The organism is Shewanella sp. SG44-6, assembly GCF_014164185.1.
Lineage (GTDB): Bacteria > Pseudomonadota > Gammaproteobacteria > Enterobacterales > Shewanellaceae > Shewanella > Shewanella vesiculosa.
This window is the reverse complement of sequence record NZ_JACJER010000061.1, coordinates 1-15,570: the sequence shown is the minus strand read 5'-3', so window position 1 is coordinate 15,570 and position 15,570 is coordinate 1. Positions and strand designations below refer to the sequence as shown.

General features: G+C 39.7%; 21 protein-coding genes. 1 reads left to right on the top strand and 20 read right to left on the bottom strand.

What is annotated here, in order from left to right; all coding sequences use genetic code 11:
• Positions 1 to 39 precede the first annotated feature (39 nt).
• The 5 genes from H5185_RS12315 to H5185_RS12295 form a co-directional block, all read right to left on the bottom strand.
• Complete coding sequence (locus H5185_RS12315) at positions 40 to 390, bottom strand: cupredoxin domain-containing protein (protein ID WP_037425971.1); 351 nt, start codon at positions 388 to 390, stop codon at positions 40 to 42.
• Positions 391 to 400: 10 nt separating this feature from the next.
• Complete coding sequence (locus H5185_RS12310) at positions 401 to 2,647, bottom strand: heavy metal translocating P-type ATPase (protein ID WP_124018408.1); 2,247 nt, start codon at positions 2,645 to 2,647, stop codon at positions 401 to 403.
• Complete coding sequence (locus tag H5185_RS12305; RefSeq protein WP_124018409.1) at positions 2,647 to 3,117, bottom strand: MerR family transcriptional regulator; 471 nt, start codon at positions 3,115 to 3,117, stop codon at positions 2,647 to 2,649. The genes H5185_RS12310 and H5185_RS12305 overlap by 1 nt, the downstream gene beginning before the upstream one ends.
• A gap of 121 nt (positions 3,118 to 3,238) precedes the next feature.
• On the bottom strand, positions 3,239 to 3,673 hold the full coding sequence (locus H5185_RS12300) for a DUF2057 family protein (protein ID WP_124018410.1): 435 nt from the start codon (positions 3,671 to 3,673) through the stop codon (positions 3,239 to 3,241).
• Positions 3,674 to 3,763: 90 nt separating this feature from the next.
• The gene (locus H5185_RS12295) at positions 3,764 to 4,105 is read right to left on the bottom strand and encodes a hypothetical protein (protein ID WP_123884658.1); all 342 of its coding nucleotides are present in this window, start codon (positions 4,103 to 4,105) and stop codon (positions 3,764 to 3,766) included.
• A 496-nt stretch (positions 4,106 to 4,601) separates the two neighbouring features.
• On the opposite strand from H5185_RS12295, the gene H5185_RS12290 reads away from it, so the two are divergent.
• Positions 4,602 to 5,699 (top strand): DUF4382 domain-containing protein, encoded by a 1,098-nt coding sequence (locus H5185_RS12290; protein WP_259396216.1) that lies wholly within the window; start codon positions 4,602 to 4,604, stop codon positions 5,697 to 5,699.
• Positions 5,700 to 5,826: 127 nt separating this feature from the next.
• Here H5185_RS12290 and H5185_RS12285 read toward each other — a convergent pair whose 3' ends face one another.
• From H5185_RS12285 to H5185_RS12215, 15 genes are all read right to left on the bottom strand, one after another.
• A complete protein-coding gene (locus H5185_RS12285; protein ID WP_182742242.1) occupies positions 5,827 to 6,300 on the bottom strand; it encodes an Abi family protein in 474 nt (157 codons plus the stop codon).
• A gap of 158 nt (positions 6,301 to 6,458) precedes the next feature.
• Positions 6,459 to 7,241 (bottom strand): tyrosine-type recombinase/integrase, encoded by a 783-nt coding sequence (locus H5185_RS12280; RefSeq protein ID WP_182742241.1) that lies wholly within the window; start codon positions 7,239 to 7,241, stop codon positions 6,459 to 6,461.
• Between the two features lie 591 nt (positions 7,242 to 7,832).
• Positions 7,833 to 8,060: a hypothetical protein gene (locus tag H5185_RS12275; protein ID WP_182742240.1), complete on the bottom strand. Its 228-nt coding sequence runs from the start codon at positions 8,058 to 8,060 to the stop codon at positions 7,833 to 7,835.
• A 53-nt stretch (positions 8,061 to 8,113) separates the two neighbouring features.
• Positions 8,114 to 8,377: a hypothetical protein gene (locus H5185_RS12270; protein ID WP_182742239.1), complete on the bottom strand. Its 264-nt coding sequence runs from the start codon at positions 8,375 to 8,377 to the stop codon at positions 8,114 to 8,116.
• Positions 8,378 to 8,449: 72 nt separating this feature from the next.
• The gene (locus H5185_RS12265) at positions 8,450 to 9,325 is read right to left on the bottom strand and encodes a DNA adenine modification methylase (protein WP_182742238.1); all 876 of its coding nucleotides are present in this window, start codon (positions 9,323 to 9,325) and stop codon (positions 8,450 to 8,452) included.
• A gap of 10 nt (positions 9,326 to 9,335) precedes the next feature.
• Positions 9,336 to 9,848: a hypothetical protein gene (locus tag H5185_RS12260; RefSeq protein ID WP_182742237.1), complete on the bottom strand. Its 513-nt coding sequence runs from the start codon at positions 9,846 to 9,848 to the stop codon at positions 9,336 to 9,338.
• 77 nt (positions 9,849 to 9,925) lie between these two features.
• A complete protein-coding gene (locus H5185_RS12255; RefSeq protein ID WP_182742236.1) occupies positions 9,926 to 10,468 on the bottom strand; it encodes a hypothetical protein in 543 nt (180 codons plus the stop codon).
• 67 nt (positions 10,469 to 10,535) lie between these two features.
• Positions 10,536 to 10,901, bottom strand: coding sequence for a hypothetical protein (locus tag H5185_RS12250; RefSeq protein ID WP_182742235.1), 366 nt, complete (start codon positions 10,899 to 10,901; stop codon positions 10,536 to 10,538).
• 78 nt (positions 10,902 to 10,979) lie between these two features.
• Positions 10,980 to 11,192 carry a hypothetical protein gene (locus tag H5185_RS12245; RefSeq protein ID WP_182742234.1) on the bottom strand — a complete coding sequence of 71 codons (213 nt, stop codon included), beginning with the start codon at positions 11,190 to 11,192 and terminating at the stop codon, positions 10,980 to 10,982.
• A 2-nt stretch (positions 11,193 to 11,194) separates the two neighbouring features.
• Positions 11,195 to 11,587: a hypothetical protein gene (locus H5185_RS12240; protein ID WP_182742233.1), complete on the bottom strand. Its 393-nt coding sequence runs from the start codon at positions 11,585 to 11,587 to the stop codon at positions 11,195 to 11,197.
• A gap of 9 nt (positions 11,588 to 11,596) precedes the next feature.
• Positions 11,597 to 11,809, bottom strand: coding sequence for a 2Fe-2S iron-sulfur cluster-binding protein (locus tag H5185_RS12235; protein WP_182742232.1), 213 nt, complete (start codon positions 11,807 to 11,809; stop codon positions 11,597 to 11,599).
• Positions 11,810 to 11,887: 78 nt separating this feature from the next.
• Complete coding sequence (locus tag H5185_RS12230) at positions 11,888 to 12,421, bottom strand: hypothetical protein (RefSeq protein WP_182742231.1); 534 nt, start codon at positions 12,419 to 12,421, stop codon at positions 11,888 to 11,890.
• 328 nt (positions 12,422 to 12,749) lie between these two features.
• The gene (locus tag H5185_RS12225) at positions 12,750 to 12,941 is read right to left on the bottom strand and encodes a hypothetical protein (protein ID WP_182742230.1); all 192 of its coding nucleotides are present in this window, start codon (positions 12,939 to 12,941) and stop codon (positions 12,750 to 12,752) included.
• Between the two features lie 122 nt (positions 12,942 to 13,063).
• Positions 13,064 to 14,167: a toprim domain-containing protein gene (locus H5185_RS12220; protein ID WP_182742229.1), complete on the bottom strand. Its 1,104-nt coding sequence runs from the start codon at positions 14,165 to 14,167 to the stop codon at positions 13,064 to 13,066.
• A gap of 320 nt (positions 14,168 to 14,487) precedes the next feature.
• A partial coding sequence (locus H5185_RS12215) for a VWA domain-containing protein (protein WP_182742228.1) occupies positions 14,488 to 15,570 on the bottom strand: 1,083 nt, incomplete at its 5' end.

Here is a 15,570-nt window from a genome sequence, read left to right as displayed (position 1 = left end):
ATACCAACATATTGAAAAATACGCATGGATATCTAGTGTTTACTCAACAATCAATACACCTTTATACATTTGCATCTGACAATGAAATGGATACTCACCCTTTTCCAGAGCCGGTAATGATATCGTCGTGGGCTTATCCAGCGCTAAATCCTGGCTAATCTCCAAGTCGGGTAGCAGGACTGTGGCTGAACATCCGGATTTATCTTGGCGTAAAAAAGTTATCTCTGTTGGTGTATTAGCCGAAATTTTAATTCGTGCAGGCGTATACACACCGTCTTTAACCAGTATCAATGTACTAGCGTCAACACTAGAATCCTTTGTCGGTTTATATAGCCAAAACCACCAAATGATAAAACCGATTAATGCGATACACAGTAAATTAATTAACATATTGAAGCTCCTAGTGTTCTTTGGCTTTAAACAAACGTAAACGGTTAGCGTTACTCACTACGGTAAGTGATGAAAAGGCCATCGCAGCCCCGGCAATCACTGGATTTAGCAAAATACCAAAAACAGGGAAAAGCACACCTGCTGCTAAGGGAATACCCGCGACGTTGTAAATAAACGCGCCAAACAAGTTTTGTTTAATGTTGCGCAGCGTTGCTTTACTAATGGCTATCGCATCGGCTAAGCCATGAAGTGATCCGCGCATTAAGGTAATATCAGCGCTTTCTATCGCCACATCAGTGCCTGTTCCAATAGCAAAGCCAACATCGGCTAACGCTAATGCGGGGGCGTCATTAATCCCATCGCCGGTCATACCAACCACTTCATTTTGTTGCTGAAGTTCAGCCACTTTATTGGCTTTATCTTCTGGCATGACTTCTGCGAAAAAATCATCAATACCGACTTTTTTAGCCACTGCGGCGGCGGTCGCTTTATTGTCCCCGGTTAACATTATCACTTTGATGCCACTGCGTTTCAGTCTCGCAATCGCTTCGATTGAATCAGGCTTTATCGGATCTGATACCGCAATAATGGCCAGTAATTGCCCTGCAAGCGCTAAATACATTGGTGTTTTAGCATTTTCAGCTAACACTTGGGCCTTAGCTTCATTGAATCCAATATCAATATTTTTGTCTTGCATTAATTTTAGATTACCAAATAATAATATCTGGCCATCCACTTCAGCTTCTACACCTTTACCTGAAATGGCATTGAAGTGCTCAGTGTTAATGGCTTCAATACCTCTATCATTCGCACTTTCAACAATCGCTTGCGCGAGTGGATGTTCGGAGTGACTTTCAATTCCAGCAGACAAGGCAAGTACCTGCTCTTCACTGTCTGTATTAACCAAAATAATATCGGTAACTTGCGGTTTACCTTCGGTAATGGTGCCGGTTTTATCCAATACCATGGCGGTTATTTTAGACGCGGTTTGCAATGCTTCACCGTTCCGAATAAGCACTCCCGATTCAGCCGCCTTACCAACGCCGACCATCACTGACATTGGCGTTGCGAGTCCTAACGCACAAGGACAAGCAATAATTAATACTGTTGTTGCAGACACGATGGCAAATACACTCGACGGCTCAGGGCCAAAGTTAAACCACACCATGGCACTGACTGTAGCGATGATCATAATGGCGGGCACAAAGTAAGCGGCTATAACATCAGCTAAACGTCCAATCGGCGGCTTAGAGTTTTGCGCCCGTTTGACCATACTAATAATGCGCGCCAGTGCAGTATCTTTACCTACACGAGTGGCTTTAAATATGATCGAGCCTGATTTATTCAAGGTGCCAGTGACCACATCGTCACCGATCACTTTTTCAACAGGCATTGGCTCACCGGTCAACATTGATTCATCAATGGTGCTATTACCTTCAATAACCACCCCATCAACAGGGATTTTTTCGCCAGGGCGAACTTTAACGTGATCATTAAGTAATACATGAGCAATATCGATGTCGAGGTCTTTTCCATCACGGATAACCCGAGCAGTTTTAGCTTGCAAACCAATGAGACGCTTAATCGCTTCAGAGGTTTTACCGCGCGCTTTAACTTCTAGTGCTAAACCAAGATTAATTAAACCAATAATCATTGCGGTCGCTTCAAAGTAAACATGCCTTGCCATCTCGGGAAATAATTGTGGAAATGCAACTATCAACATAGAGTAAACCCAAGCAGTACCGGTACCTAAGGCAATGAGGGTATCCATATTGGCGTTATGGTTTAAAAATGATTTCCATGCACCGATATAAAAATGCCTACCTGATATCAGCATAATCGCAAGAGTCACCACACCAACCAGTCCCCACACCACTTGTTCTAATAGGGTTGATACCGTCATTTCGCCAATAAACAGTCCATAAATCATCAACGGAATACCGACGGACAGAGCGATAATGGTATGGCGTAATAAACTTTTATAATGTTGCAAATCAGCCTGCTCTTTCTCGTTCATGACATCTTCTGCCGACTCCGCCTTTATTTGAGAGGCATTGTAACCAGCGCTTTCGACCGCTTTTATAATCAACTCGGCAGATGCTTTACCGTTAACCAGTACCGTTCTGTCCGCAAAATTCATCTCGGCCGAATCAACGCCTTCTACGCTGTTAATCGCTTTTTCAATTTTGCCAACACAACTCGCGCAGCCTGCGCCGAGGATATTGAGTTGCATAAGTGAGTTTTTTGTTTGATTCATTACTTAACCTCCGTTGACGCTAATATAATGTGGTCAAGCTGAGTAACTGTTGTTGTCTGAGTATCAGCTTGATGCGTACTTTCAATCAAATGACAAACCATATTTCCTGTAGGCAAGTTATCTGGCATAGTTGACCATTGTTCAACTGCCTGAAAAAGTCTTGCTCTTAATTTCATTGTTTTATTAAATTGTTCTTCCGTTTCATCTAACTTTTGTTTTACTAATTCACGTACAAGGTGGCACGCACTTTCACCATGGTCAGTGTTAGAAAAAATCAACTTAATGTCTTCAACCGAAAAATCAAGCTGACGAGAACTTATGATAAATTGCATACGGCTCAAATCTTTCTCGCCATAATATTTATATCCATTATCAGGTGACTTACAGGGAGAGAGTAGACCTATACGAGTATAAAATCTAACAGTGTCACTGGTTACATTGAGTTTTTTAGCTAATTGATTAACCTTCATAAAACCTCTGAAAACACTAAATTTATTTTCAGACACCAATTTGCGGTTCGATGACTCGTCCACTTTTTAGTAGTCTATTTATAAATTGAGGGTGCAGATTAATAGCACCCTCACAGTGGTGCTAATGACTCATCATTTTTCTATGTTGCTTCATGATAATAGCCATCAATTCTTCGTGATTTACTAAGGTGACAGTTTCATTACTCATACTTGCACTATTAAGAGTTATGACTGGAGATGAAATGAAGCTTTTTGCATTTTTCGCAGATAAAATATCCTTTGTACTAACCTGAATATCTTCATCATTTGTTAAATTTAAACTCCAATATAATGAGTCTGACTTAACAAAGTTTGTATCATCTGCTCCCGCAGTGAATACTTCAAAAAAACGTAATTCGACTAAATGCTGTCCTTGTTTGATATCAATTGTGCTCGACCGATCAGTTGGCTGCCCATCAATGGATGTAAATACTAAATAGTCCGGCAATGAAATAGTGGCGGCCATAGACATAGAACTGACAGCAGATAAAAGTGTAATTGCGATAAATTTTTTCATGAGAAACTCCAGATGCTTTATGATGCTCATAAGTAAACGAGCAACGAAAATCTTTATAAATTAATATAGGTGGTTAATTAAAATAAAGAATTAAGCAATTGGAGGGGGATTTTGACTTCCAAGCGAAGCCGGAGTTGATATCCATAAAGTCGAGTTAACTTTAGAACTTGTGAATAGATCATTAACTAAATTTGAATCTGATAACAAAACAAATGCATTAGCGACTGCATGGCAATGGCTAATACAGTGGCTTGAATCTTCGGGACAACAGTTATCGGTATCATCACAATCATTGTCCATCATAACTGAATGTGACATAGAGCTAGTTTGCATACTTGATTCGGACATTTCGCTAGACATAGCATTATTTGGCATTAATAACTGTGTTATTAATGCCAATATAACTGCTAAATTTAACAAAATCTTAGTCATGCAATTGTATCCAGTTGAATTATGTTATTAACCTTAGCAAATTTTAGAATCTAATTCCATGACATAAGTCACAATCCTAGGTCTATTAAAAGAGTCAACTTACTATCTATTTCCAGTAATAAATTATGCGTTCTCTGAATGATTTAATTTCATAACATGGTTACCCCCCCTAACCCCACGTCTTTGAATACTGTATTTTGTCTAAAACCGTACATACCCCAAAATACGAAAAGCATTCTAAAAAACTCACAGTCAAGATTTTTTGAACAATAGAACACGTTGTATGCAACAACCAATAATAACTTTATGTATTTGATTAGCAAATACTTAAATTGAAAATTTTTACTATTAATATTACATTTTGAACTTTTAAAACATAGACAATTTGTAGTTGAATGAAAATATTACGTTTTTCATTCATTAACAGCACTGGCTTAATTTTATACATTGTTCTGAGTCACATTTATCTCCAACAAACCACCAGGAATACCTCTTAATGGGTATTATTAGATTAATTTCATATACTCAGGGCGGCTTTATGACGATTTGTAGAACAATGTTGTTATCCTCGATTTTTTTACTTAGCGCATGCGGGAGTGATTCAAATACTACTGTGACGGTAGCAGAACAAGTATTACCTCAGGGGCAATTCTCTTTAGCTATTTCTGATTCACCTATGGTTGGAGTTTCTCATGTTGGTATGGTCATGGGGGAACTGGTCATGACTGATGCTGAGGGCGTAATCCATAGACATGATTTACAGGATATGACGTTTAATCTACTCGACTTTCAGGGGATGGACAGCCATCTTGTAGTCGATAATATAGACTTACCTCTGGGTCAGTACCATGATGCCTATGTCACCATCCAACAGGGCGATGGCAATGACGGCTGCTATGTTGAAGATGGCCAGGGTCGACACGGTTTGTATGTAGCCGATGGACAACTTCCAGTTTCAGATTTTGAAATAGTAGCTGGCCAGCATATTTCCATCACTATGGAAATTGACTTGTATCGTGGCCTGTCATATCAACAAGGTGAATACCATTTAGGCCATCAAGCGATGTGGTCCGTTGATAATCGCTATATGGGCCACTTGCTGGGTGAAGTAGATCCTCAATGGATTGCCGATTGCGAGACAACTTATTCAGACCGGACTCCGATCGGGGGACAATTTAGTCACATGGCCTATCTGTATCCTGAAGAGGTAACTAATATTGATCAAATGACAGATATGAGAACCAATCCTCCTGAGGCGGTAACTCTACCGACTGCGGTAAGTCCTATGATGCAGGATATTGACGGCAACTGGCACTTTGCCATGGGTTATTTGCCAGCTGGAAACTATCGGGTCGGCTACAGCTGCTTAGGTCATTTAGATGACCCCGTCACCGATGATATGACTAGTGGCCAATTTGTTATGTTTAAAGATTCTGGTTCAATCACTATAGAAGCAGGAACACAGGGAGGCCAGCAGACAGTACATGAGTGCGGTAACGGCAATGGTGGTCATCACGGACACCATGCTCCCATTTACTTGGGAGCCTCTACGACCAAAAAGATAGTAAGCCATGTTAATGATGATTATCATTAAATCAAAATATGAGCAGATACCCTGATCCATTATGGTTAATTGGCAGCCTTGCATATAACGTGACAAAAACCAAAAGAGGTCAATCATCAGCCACAACTAAAGAGTCTTTATGATTTTGTTACTTTTCTTACTGGGAAATAGCTCTTAGTCTTCTCTTATATATCTTACTTTCCGGACCAAGTCTACTGAGAACATCATCATGGCGTATTGGAGTTCGACCTTCATTTCTAAGATCTTTTTGGACTTTAAGCACTTGTTGCTCAAAGTAGCTGTGCTTCTTTCTTTTAACTCCACCATTACCATCTGCTTTTATCCAATGCTTAGATTTATTTGCATGCATCTTTCTTATTTTGGTATCTTGCACGTCTTTGGCAATGTGCTCGAACCACCAATCTTCATTAGCATAGTTGCCAGAGTGAGCGTTTTTTACCGCCTCGTTCAAAGCATTTCTCAAGGTCACTTCTAGTGCTTGCAGCGCTGGATAGAGAGCACCAGATAAAGCCTTGTTCCAATAATATGCTCTCAGCGCATGCTCATCAGTCTTGAGCTTAAGAAGGCTTTTGTACGTAGATAATCGTGGTGTAGAGATAAACTCTTTCATATTATTGTTGACTTATCGTTTGTTAAGTTCATAATTGTTAGTGGATACACGTTGTGCGTTCCCTCCCAGATAACTGGTGACAAACACGATGTAATTGTTTTACAGAGGCTGCCTTCGGGTGGCCTTTGTCGCATCTGCCCCCCCCTGAAACACCACTGCTACTCATTCTTTGGCTTCCTTCCCCTTTTCTTAGGTTTAGGGAACATCTTACGCGAGCATTCGCGGATATGATTAAAATCAATGTCAGTATAATCTCGCTGGCTCTCGATACTTCGATGATGCAGCAGGTTCTGAACTATCGGATCGGCATCTAGATCCTTGCGTTTCAGCAGTTTCTGAGCAAGTCGAGCCATGCTGTGGCGACCAGTATGTGAACTTGAGTGGCTGAACCCATACTCTTTGTACAATTTAGTCAGCAGGTTTTGTACTGCCGTAGCCACCCAATACTCCTTGCCCTTGCTGATTTTTCTGGTAAGCGAGAATGCTTGCCAGGTGCCGCGCCAGTTACTCAAAAAGACATGACTTTCAGGATCAAGCCCACGATATTTATCAGGTTCAGCACCTAACTTGATTCCGTGTTTCACCCGATAATCCAGCCATCTGTTCACGTACTGCCGCTGTTCGTCTATGATGACGGGTGCAATGGCTGGGTAATTACCCTTTGTCGCATCAGCACGTAATCGCGTCAGATGTACCAGCTCACCATTGGGATAAACGGCTTCCCTCACTTTCCACTGGCTGACCTCTACGGCTCGAAAGCAACTACCATAGGTCATCCAAAGCATTGCCTGATTTCGGGCGCAAACCAGCGGATCTAGTCGCTCGTTATCTATGCGTTCAACCAGATCGATGAACTCGTCTGGAGTTAATGTTTCTGGCTGTTTGACTGTGCGTAAATACGGCACATGCCACACCCACTTAAATTCTATTGTATCGCTCATAGACCATCATAGGAAACTGCATTTCCTACATCATAGAGCAAAAATAAAGCGATTGTCTATAAGCCGCATGAATACAGGGGATATTGGAAACGTTCGTCGAAGCATTAGTTAAAGATTCAATAAAAAACAGCTCTACAAGATATCGTTAGATCCCGAATTTAATACCGCAAAAAAGCATCGATAATATATTTAGTCATGACCAGTTGCGGGTTGTGAATGTGCAATTATGATAAAGGGACAAGATAAATATATGATGTCAACATTCAGAGGTACAAGTAATGAATGATGTAAAACGGGATAGAGGAACGGCTGAGCGAAAATACAGAGTTACCGAAATCAAACGCCTATCTGGTCAAGGTATCTCTATCAGTAAGATTGCTAAAATGTTAGGAATTCCATATTCATTAGCGAAATCATTGTCTACGTTATAAATCAAATACAATCTTCTTAACCACTCGAACGGTCTAGAAAATCAACGAAGAATAATTGAAAGTACCGAAAATTTTTTCACGGTTGAGCAAAGGTAAAGCCCTATAAAAATGAGGTTGCCAATAAATAAAAAAACCACGACATTGCCGTGGTTTTTGGTTTTTACACTTCTGAACTGCCTATCAAATTTGTACCTAAATAAGCATCCCAGCCATTAGGACAATATGCATGGAGATCTAATGACTCTAATGCATCATGTGTCCATCGGCCGTTCGGGGCTGATACTGTAGCAACTTCACTCCCATCTAAATCATGGATAATAAGCGCTAAGCATTCAAAACCAATTAATAAATCTGGTTCCCGAGGATTAGTAGGTCGAGTAATAATCACTGATTTCCATCTATATTTTTGGTTGTTGTTGATTTAAAACCTCTACAGCGGAATTAAATTTCATCAAGAATTTCACGAGCTTGCTCTATAGCAAGACTCATTGAATATCTTTCTAATTGTTTGACTTCATACGCCACACACTCTCTACCCGTCCGTAAAATGTGCATTACTGTACGTTTGTCTTTAATCCCATAAGTAACGATATTTGTTAGTGAATTGCCCTTTTGCCATTGTGTATGTACACGAGTGACACGGGAACCACCAGCAAGTTGCGCCAGAGCCAAATGTGCATTATCTGATAATGTTGGAATAATCATGTGTGTTCTCCATTCGCAGAGCACACAACCCCAACAGGGATGTGTCCCTGCAGGGGTATTAATGTTGACCAACTAAGCCAGACTAAAGCGTCCGTTATGGTTGATAAAATGGTGACTCGTTAACAACTTTTGCACTAATCCTTGCCAATCAATATGTAAACTCGTTTGAGCATACACATTGGATATTAGCGATAAGATTTCAGCCTCACTCCATGAACTGCATTGCATCACCCGTCGAAGCGTGACTAACAATTCTTGAGCTAAGTTATTTTCAAGTGTTGAGACATACTGCTCTAAACTCACAACAGTATTTCTATTTGGCGACCGCCTAAAAACCAAAAGCTTTTCATGCATAATTTTCACAATTGGCTTACGGTAAGAGCTAGAATCGCTTGCTACGTTATGTTGTAGTTTGATAATTTCATCGCACAAAGGGTCAGGCGCTAGTGCTTCAGTGATTGAAGACCAGTTAATATAAACCCCTTTTCGACGTTGATTACCCATTAACACGGCGTAGTGACCTCCTGGCAAAGTCGCATCCGAGATATTATGCAGCGCTAACTTCAGCGCAGCTTTAAAATCTTCATCGGATAATCGACTCATATCGTGCTTATGCTCGACTCCCCACATGTTTCCTGAGTACGGGATCATGCTGCCATAGGGCGGGTGAAACAATATCAGATTTGCTTGTTCCCCGACCGTTGTCAGTAAATCATCCACTAGCAGATTAAATCCACTATGTAGATCAGTACCAAAAAAGCGGATGCCTTTTGATGCCGCAACGTCACAAGACGTTCCACCACCGATGGCTGGATCTACAAATAAACCTCCAACGGGAAGATAATTGTCGATTAAATCTGAAACGATATGACCGGTGCAATTACCTCGATATTTGTTATTGCCAAAAGGACCTCTATCGGGATATGACGCTATTGAACTCGTAAACATATCAAACTCCTTAATGAGCGCTAAAAAAAGAGAGTATTCTCAATAATTCAGACTCATACATTTCTTGATTTAGCGCAGAAGTCCAAATAATGTCCCCTTCGCAATACGTCACTACCTCCATTGTAAAGTCATTACACCACACACAATGCAATTTGTTATCACGAACCAATATCTTCCAATTAAGGTCGTCTATAAGTTCATTTTCAAATTGATAAAGTGATTGTGGTGTTGCTTCACGTACAAGCAAACAACCAGTAGAAGTCTTTTCAACCTTATGTAGTTGTTCTACTTTTTTTGGAAACCAATATGCATCGCTCTCAGTATAGATAAAGCGTTCTGGTAAATAACACTCATCAGAAAAACCAATGACTTGCTTTGGTTTACGAAAAAATATGCCGAATTCATTAGTAAAAGTGACAAAATCGCCAACCTTAATGTCGCAAGGTACTGGTGACTCTGCCGCTATTTCTCTTTTGAATTGCTCGTATTTCAATTGATTATCGATTTGATGTTGAGATAACATAATGTGTCCTCCAAAGACGTTGAGGGCACAATTTCCCAATGGGTAGATTATGTGCCCATTGGGGTATGTTTAAATTGTTAAGCGACTAACCGTAGTTTCGTGAGTGTTGCAGCGTGACATTGAACGTTCGTGATAAAATCAACCATGAGCTGATTACCACTTTCATTAAATGCCTTTTTCCACGACTCCCAGGAAGCAGGATTGGTTTTGTCATTATTAAGAGAAAACATCTCATTTCGCGACCAAGGTGAGCTTAATAAATGTGACATCTTATCAACCAAAATCGGTAAAGATGTGCACGACTTCATGCTAAATGGCGGCTCTTGGATCAAACTGAGCGCCATTTCCTTGGGGATACTATTCAATTTGTCTTCAATGGCATGATAAAAAAGCCCATCCGACCAATTGCTGACATGAACAGGGTCGATACCCTCAAAAAGTGGGATCAAACAAGTACCACTGTCTCGCAGTATCCAAATATATTCTCTATGTGGGGTTTCCAGAGCAGCCCTTTTTAACAGTAATTCATCACTTTCTATATCACCACGATGGTTAACTGGCCAACCTGTTTTTTCAGATTCTTTCTTGATTTTTGAGTAAATAACTTGTGCATCTAACATAGTGTGTCTCTCCATATAAAACTTTAAGGACACACCAACCCATTAGGGTGATATGCCCTATGGGGGGTTAGTTTTCTATCGTAAAATGCTTATCCTCTATGAGTAGAACAGTTTTACCATTTTCACAGGCAAGCATGGTTCGCTTACCTATATAGTCATGCCTAATACTCTTCCAACACTCAAGGTCATCCCTTTCTGTCGTCCATACGTCGGTATAAGGTTTTTTCTCAAACTGTTCAACGGTAAACGACGGCAAGGGCACTTCAAAGCGCATTTTTGTTTTTTTGTGGACCAAAATACCGCCTGGCGTCAACTTGGTTTCGTCTCCCTCATTGTGAAAGCTACTGTACCCAAATCCATCACCTGTTTTATCAATCAATTGAGAATCTAATGACTGAATATGTAGCGGTATTAGTTTGATCGGTTGATTCATAATGTGTCTCTCCATTTACAAATTAAAGGACACATCGACCCATTAGGGTGATATGCCCTAGTGGGGTTTATTTATTGGTTAACGTTGATTAATAGAAGTGAATTGCACTTCACTATCTATCGTTTGACCTACATGTACGCCATGGCGTCTAAGCATTTCTTCTAGTGCTATTGCACAGAATTGAAATGCTCTAACACCTTCATCGGCATCGGGACGTTGCTTACAATCAGCTTCGTAATCTCGAAACGTTTTAATTAAGTTTTGAGCTTCTATGGCTAACGGATTTATCATTGCTAGTACCTCGATGTCATTCTTTTTGGACGTACAGGTTTATCCATTTGAATAATTTTAGAATCACTCTCTAACGAGATGGTTCTGTCAATTCGCGATAAAGTGTTTTTACCACTCCAGAAAAAACCCAGTTCATGCTTCACGCAATTGCGAATAGTGAGTTTGTTGCTTTTCCCTTCTGTGATCATGTGTTCTCTACAATGAAGTTTTTCCACCATTAATAGAAACTGTATGTCTGATAATGCTGAATCTAAACGTCTTTGAAGTTTATTGTTGTTGACGACTTTCTTACCGATGATATAAGCCGCTAAAGATGGCACCGCCGCTGTTAGAATATTTCCTACAGTTTTGATTATTGCCATCACGAGAAGATTATCGATTACAATATTTTGCATGACTCCCTCCTAGTGTTGTTCTATAACAATCGATGAGTTTGATTTACAACAACAAGCCAAAATTTCACCTGTCCCCAATATTGCTATCGGCGTTTGGATTAATTCGACTGTTCCAGAGATTAAATTAGATTTGCATTGACCACAAAAACCACTTTTACAACCAAATTGAATTTGATTATCAAGAGTTTTAAGTTCAACATTTTTTGGGATTTTGATTTTCATTGTGTCCTCCAGATCCGTAAATTTGAAAGACATTGATCCCAATGGGAAGTAATGTCTCCCAAAGGGTTTGCTTATGAGTTATGAAATTCTAAATAATTCGACTTGTTCATCGAGCCAAAGATCAAATTTCCTATCCATAATTTCGATTAAAAGATAAGTCATGAAATTAAAACGATTCGTAGAGTTATCAGAAAAATAAAACATATCAAAATCTATTTCATGTTCATCTTGATGAAGTCTTTTTCGGATAGCTGCAAAGACTTCGTTGTCATCTGTTATGAGTTGTTCTAATGCTAGATCTACTAATTCATCTAATTCCAGCATGAATCGATAGTGAATATATCCCGCATCGTCTTGAGTCGCCTCATCACATCGTTTACACACATCTTGGTCGCATCTGTGATATCCACAATGTTCACAATTAAGCGTGTAATGTTGATTAACGCTACCGCTATGACAAGCCTCAAAATGATGTTTTATTGCCGTTTTACCGCAATTTGGACAATTAATTTCAGATTCGTCGCCACGATGGTCAACAACATTATCGATGATAAATTGGTTGTACTCATATCTCTCAAAACAGTGCAATGTTGATTGTTGTTTGTTGTGCATTATGTGTCCTCCAGATTCGTAAAATTTGAAAGACATTGATCCCAATGGGAAAGAATGTCTCCCAAGGGGGTTAATTAGCCAAAGGCTCTCACATTAACGATATTGCTTTAATATTGTTAATGCCGGTCACTACTCTCATTTCTAAAAATAGCCGCTCGGGTTTCCCATGTTGAGCTGACATGCGCTTATATATAATTAAGTTCAAAGCCAAAAGAGGCTTAAAAAATTAATAATAGGGATAAACGATTGAGGAAATCATAAACCTAAATAGACTTTGGAAAATCTACTTGGGTTTATGAGGCGGTAAATCATTACCGCCTCTTCACAGTCAAATTTCTGCTATTAAACCGTTTTGAGTGATAAGAGATTTTTGACGAGCCCAAGTAGTTAATTTTTCAATTCTATCGTAGCTATCCATTCGTGATAAATCTTCTCGAATATGGAATGCTTTGTTAGTACCAATCGTTAATATGCTTGATGCACAATCAAAAATGCCTTGTACGTATTCGGTTTTGGCCATGATCATTTACTCCACTTGTTAAAGGTAAGGTTATCCATCACAAAAGGCACTGCTAAATGCTTTTTGTGATGGATAACCCAGTCAACATAGTTCCCACTATGGGGAACTATGTGACAGAGCATTTATCTGGCCGTATAGCCATGGATTAACGATGGATTTGAATTAAACACATCCAACCAATCCTCTTTTTCTGCGTTAAGGAAGTCAGGGTAATAAATATGACATTTCACCCCTATTTCACTTAGTCTTTTCATCAACTTATTCGCTGATGTTAATCCCGCACCACTAGGCTCCTTTTCAGACCAAATACCAACATGTGTGATGTCAGAATCAGGCTCAAAAAGCGCAAGAACGGTATCGCTATATAACGACCAACAAGGTAAACCATTGGCATTGAATAGCGCTAAGGCCGTTTCAATTCCTTCTGTTACCCCAATGTATTTACCTCCACACCTCAACGGTAGTGGCTCCCCTAATTGAAATGAACCCCCACCCATATAACCAGGAGGGCTCATTAACTTTTTAGGATTACTAACATCAGCTTTGCCGCTGCCGTCAGGCTTCAGATAAATCCGGTGGATAGTTAAATTGCTTCCGTCTTTACTTTTAAAAATGCCAAGTAATGCTGGATATGTACCAATAACCTGCTTTTTATCTGAACAGTAATATTTAAGCCCCGGGTGGAAACCTAAAGTTGAAGAAAATTTCCGAACTTCTTCACTTGTTAACGTCAAACCTCGACATCTCAAGTAATTCATAGCAATTTCAGACTTATACACAGGTATAGCTTCATGATATACCCTTTGTAATGACTTCAATCGCTGTTCTTTTTTCTCTTTACTACAGTATTCAGATTTTTGCTGTTGTTCTCGGCTTAGTTGCGCGGAAACTTCTCGATAACTTATCGCTTGATAATCACCTCCTGTAATTTGTAACACTTCATCGGCAGCCTCTTTAATAGAGCAGTTGCGATAAAATGCAATTACATTCAGTCCATCGGTTAGTTTTCCAACGTAATTATGAAAAGCTTGGCCTGTTTGTTCCCAACCGTTAACTAGACGAAACACAGTTGAACCATCCCCAGTTTTTGGGCAGGGTGTTTGTGCTGGATATTTGTCAATTGCAGCTTTTAAACCACTAAAATGTTCAAATATATTTCTCCAACCGCCTTGCTGAGCAACAAGTGCTTTTACTTTTTTAATCTTAGAGTGACTGGCTTGGTACATAATAACTCTCCTAAATATTGCCTACGGAAACCCCAAAACTCCCTTGCTAAAAGAAACTTTGGTGGTTTCCGCAAGCAAGTTAGAAAGAGCGACCTATTACTAGGTCGCACTAAGATTTACCGATTTAGAAGTGGTCTCATTACCCATGAGGCTCCAATCAATACCTTTTTGCCATTACGCATTACGTAAAAAGCATTTAAGCCACTCGCTCTTTTCTCTTTGATTACTACGTTCATAGTGTGCCCTCCAAGGCATTTGTTGGGCACACTTTTCCCCCAAAGGGTAAAAGTGTACCCATTGGGGTTATTGAAATTTTTACGCTATTTAAAAGCGTGTTTAAGTCCAACGGTTAACGCATTAACGAGCTCTTTTGTAGAATCAATGACATGAAAATCTGTATCTTTAAATCCACTGACGACTTGTCTAATGCCTATACCAAAAACTTTGACTCCTAACGCTTGAGCTTCTTCTATTGCAAGTTCTGTATCTTTAACACTATTAGGGTCTCCATCAGTAATTACAAAAAGTAATTTCCTAGGTTCTCCACGAGTCATTAATAAAGAAGTTGCTGATTGAATAGCCTCAGCGGTAGGTGTACCTCCGAACGAACCAATATTGAAACTTTGAATCGAACTTTTTTCTTCAAATGATTTAACTATCGCTAAATGTTCCACATAGTCCTGGTCCCTTAATGGATAATATGCCACTAAAGATTCCACTCCATGAATGCCATCAAGTGCAGTGCTTAATGAATAAGCAACACTATTTGCCATCTTCATATCAGAATCGTCCATAGAACCAGATTTATCGATCAATAATGCAATAGCCGCATTAGGTGAACGATGTATGGCCTGTGAATCAAATACCTTAGTATTTCCGATTACAACACTTGCCAAACGGCTAGAGCTAATCGATTTACCTCTGTTATGAAGTGAGTTGTTAACATAGTTTTGGTCATGAAAAATCCGTTTTAATGGATTTTTAATACGTGAAATAATTCCTCTCAAATTGTCATCGATAAGACGATCACTGCTTAAAGGTAAACTATTTTCATTTTTAGCTATTGGTAAACCAATAATTTGACCAATTGGATGTTGTTCAGCCATTTCTTCTATCGAAGAAATCAATTTATCGTGAAAGTCGTCATCATATTCATCAAGAGCTTGAATAATCGCCTCAACTTCCTCATTGCTTAATTTTTTATCATCCGTTGTATTTGAAGTGGTGCGTGAACTCCCTGAATCACCAGAGTCGCTTGAGTCACCTTGACTGTCGCTGTCGTCTGAATCGCTTGAGTCACCTTGACTGTCGCTATCGTCTGAATCGCTTGAGTCATCTTGACTGTCGCTATCATCTGAATCGCTTGAGTCACTTTGACTGTCGCTATCGTCTGGATCACTTGA

Excerpts from the sequence above, each read along its gene's own strand:
- H5185_RS12265 (WP_182742238.1), bottom strand. The coding sequence starts at position 9,325 with ATGTTTACGAGTTCAATAGCGTCATATCCCGATAGAGGTCCTTTTGGC.
- H5185_RS12310 (WP_124018408.1), bottom strand. The coding sequence starts at position 2,647 with ATGAATCAAACAAAAAACTCACTTATGCAACTCAATATCCTCGGCGCA.
- H5185_RS12300 (WP_124018410.1), bottom strand. The coding sequence starts at position 3,673 with ATGAAAAAATTTATCGCAATTACACTTTTATCTGCTGTCAGTTCTATG.
- H5185_RS12255 (WP_182742236.1), bottom strand. The coding sequence starts at position 10,468 with ATGTTAGATGCACAAGTTATTTACTCAAAAATCAAGAAAGAATCTGAA.
- H5185_RS12305 (WP_124018409.1), bottom strand. The coding sequence starts at position 3,117 with ATGAAGGTTAATCAATTAGCTAAAAAACTCAATGTAACCAGTGACACT.
- H5185_RS12290 (WP_259396216.1), top strand. The coding sequence starts at position 4,602 with ATGGGTATTATTAGATTAATTTCATATACTCAGGGCGGCTTTATGACG.
- H5185_RS12280 (WP_182742241.1), bottom strand. The coding sequence starts at position 7,241 with ATGAGCGATACAATAGAATTTAAGTGGGTGTGGCATGTGCCGTATTTA.
- H5185_RS12230 (WP_182742231.1), bottom strand. The coding sequence starts at position 12,421 with ATGCACAACAAACAACAATCAACATTGCACTGTTTTGAGAGATATGAG.
- H5185_RS12260 (WP_182742237.1), bottom strand. The coding sequence starts at position 9,848 with ATGTTATCTCAACATCAAATCGATAATCAATTGAAATACGAGCAATTC.
- H5185_RS12240 (WP_182742233.1), bottom strand. The coding sequence starts at position 11,587 with ATGCAAAATATTGTAATCGATAATCTTCTCGTGATGGCAATAATCAAA.
- H5185_RS12285 (WP_182742242.1), bottom strand. The coding sequence starts at position 6,300 with ATGAAAGAGTTTATCTCTACACCACGATTATCTACGTACAAAAGCCTT.
- H5185_RS12270 (WP_182742239.1), bottom strand. The coding sequence starts at position 8,377 with ATGATTATTCCAACATTATCAGATAATGCACATTTGGCTCTGGCGCAA.
- H5185_RS12235 (WP_182742232.1), bottom strand. The coding sequence starts at position 11,809 with ATGAAAATCAAAATCCCAAAAAATGTTGAACTTAAAACTCTTGATAAT.
- H5185_RS12315 (WP_037425971.1), bottom strand. The coding sequence starts at position 390 with ATGTTAATTAATTTACTGTGTATCGCATTAATCGGTTTTATCATTTGG.
- H5185_RS12225 (WP_182742230.1), bottom strand. The coding sequence starts at position 12,941 with ATGGCCAAAACCGAATACGTACAAGGCATTTTTGATTGTGCATCAAGC.
- H5185_RS12295 (WP_123884658.1), bottom strand. The coding sequence starts at position 4,105 with ATGACTAAGATTTTGTTAAATTTAGCAGTTATATTGGCATTAATAACA.
- H5185_RS12250 (WP_182742235.1), bottom strand. The coding sequence starts at position 10,901 with ATGAATCAACCGATCAAACTAATACCGCTACATATTCAGTCATTAGAT.
- H5185_RS12245 (WP_182742234.1), bottom strand. The coding sequence starts at position 11,192 with ATGATAAATCCGTTAGCCATAGAAGCTCAAAACTTAATTAAAACGTTT.
- H5185_RS12220 (WP_182742229.1), bottom strand. The coding sequence starts at position 14,167 with ATGTACCAAGCCAGTCACTCTAAGATTAAAAAAGTAAAAGCACTTGTT.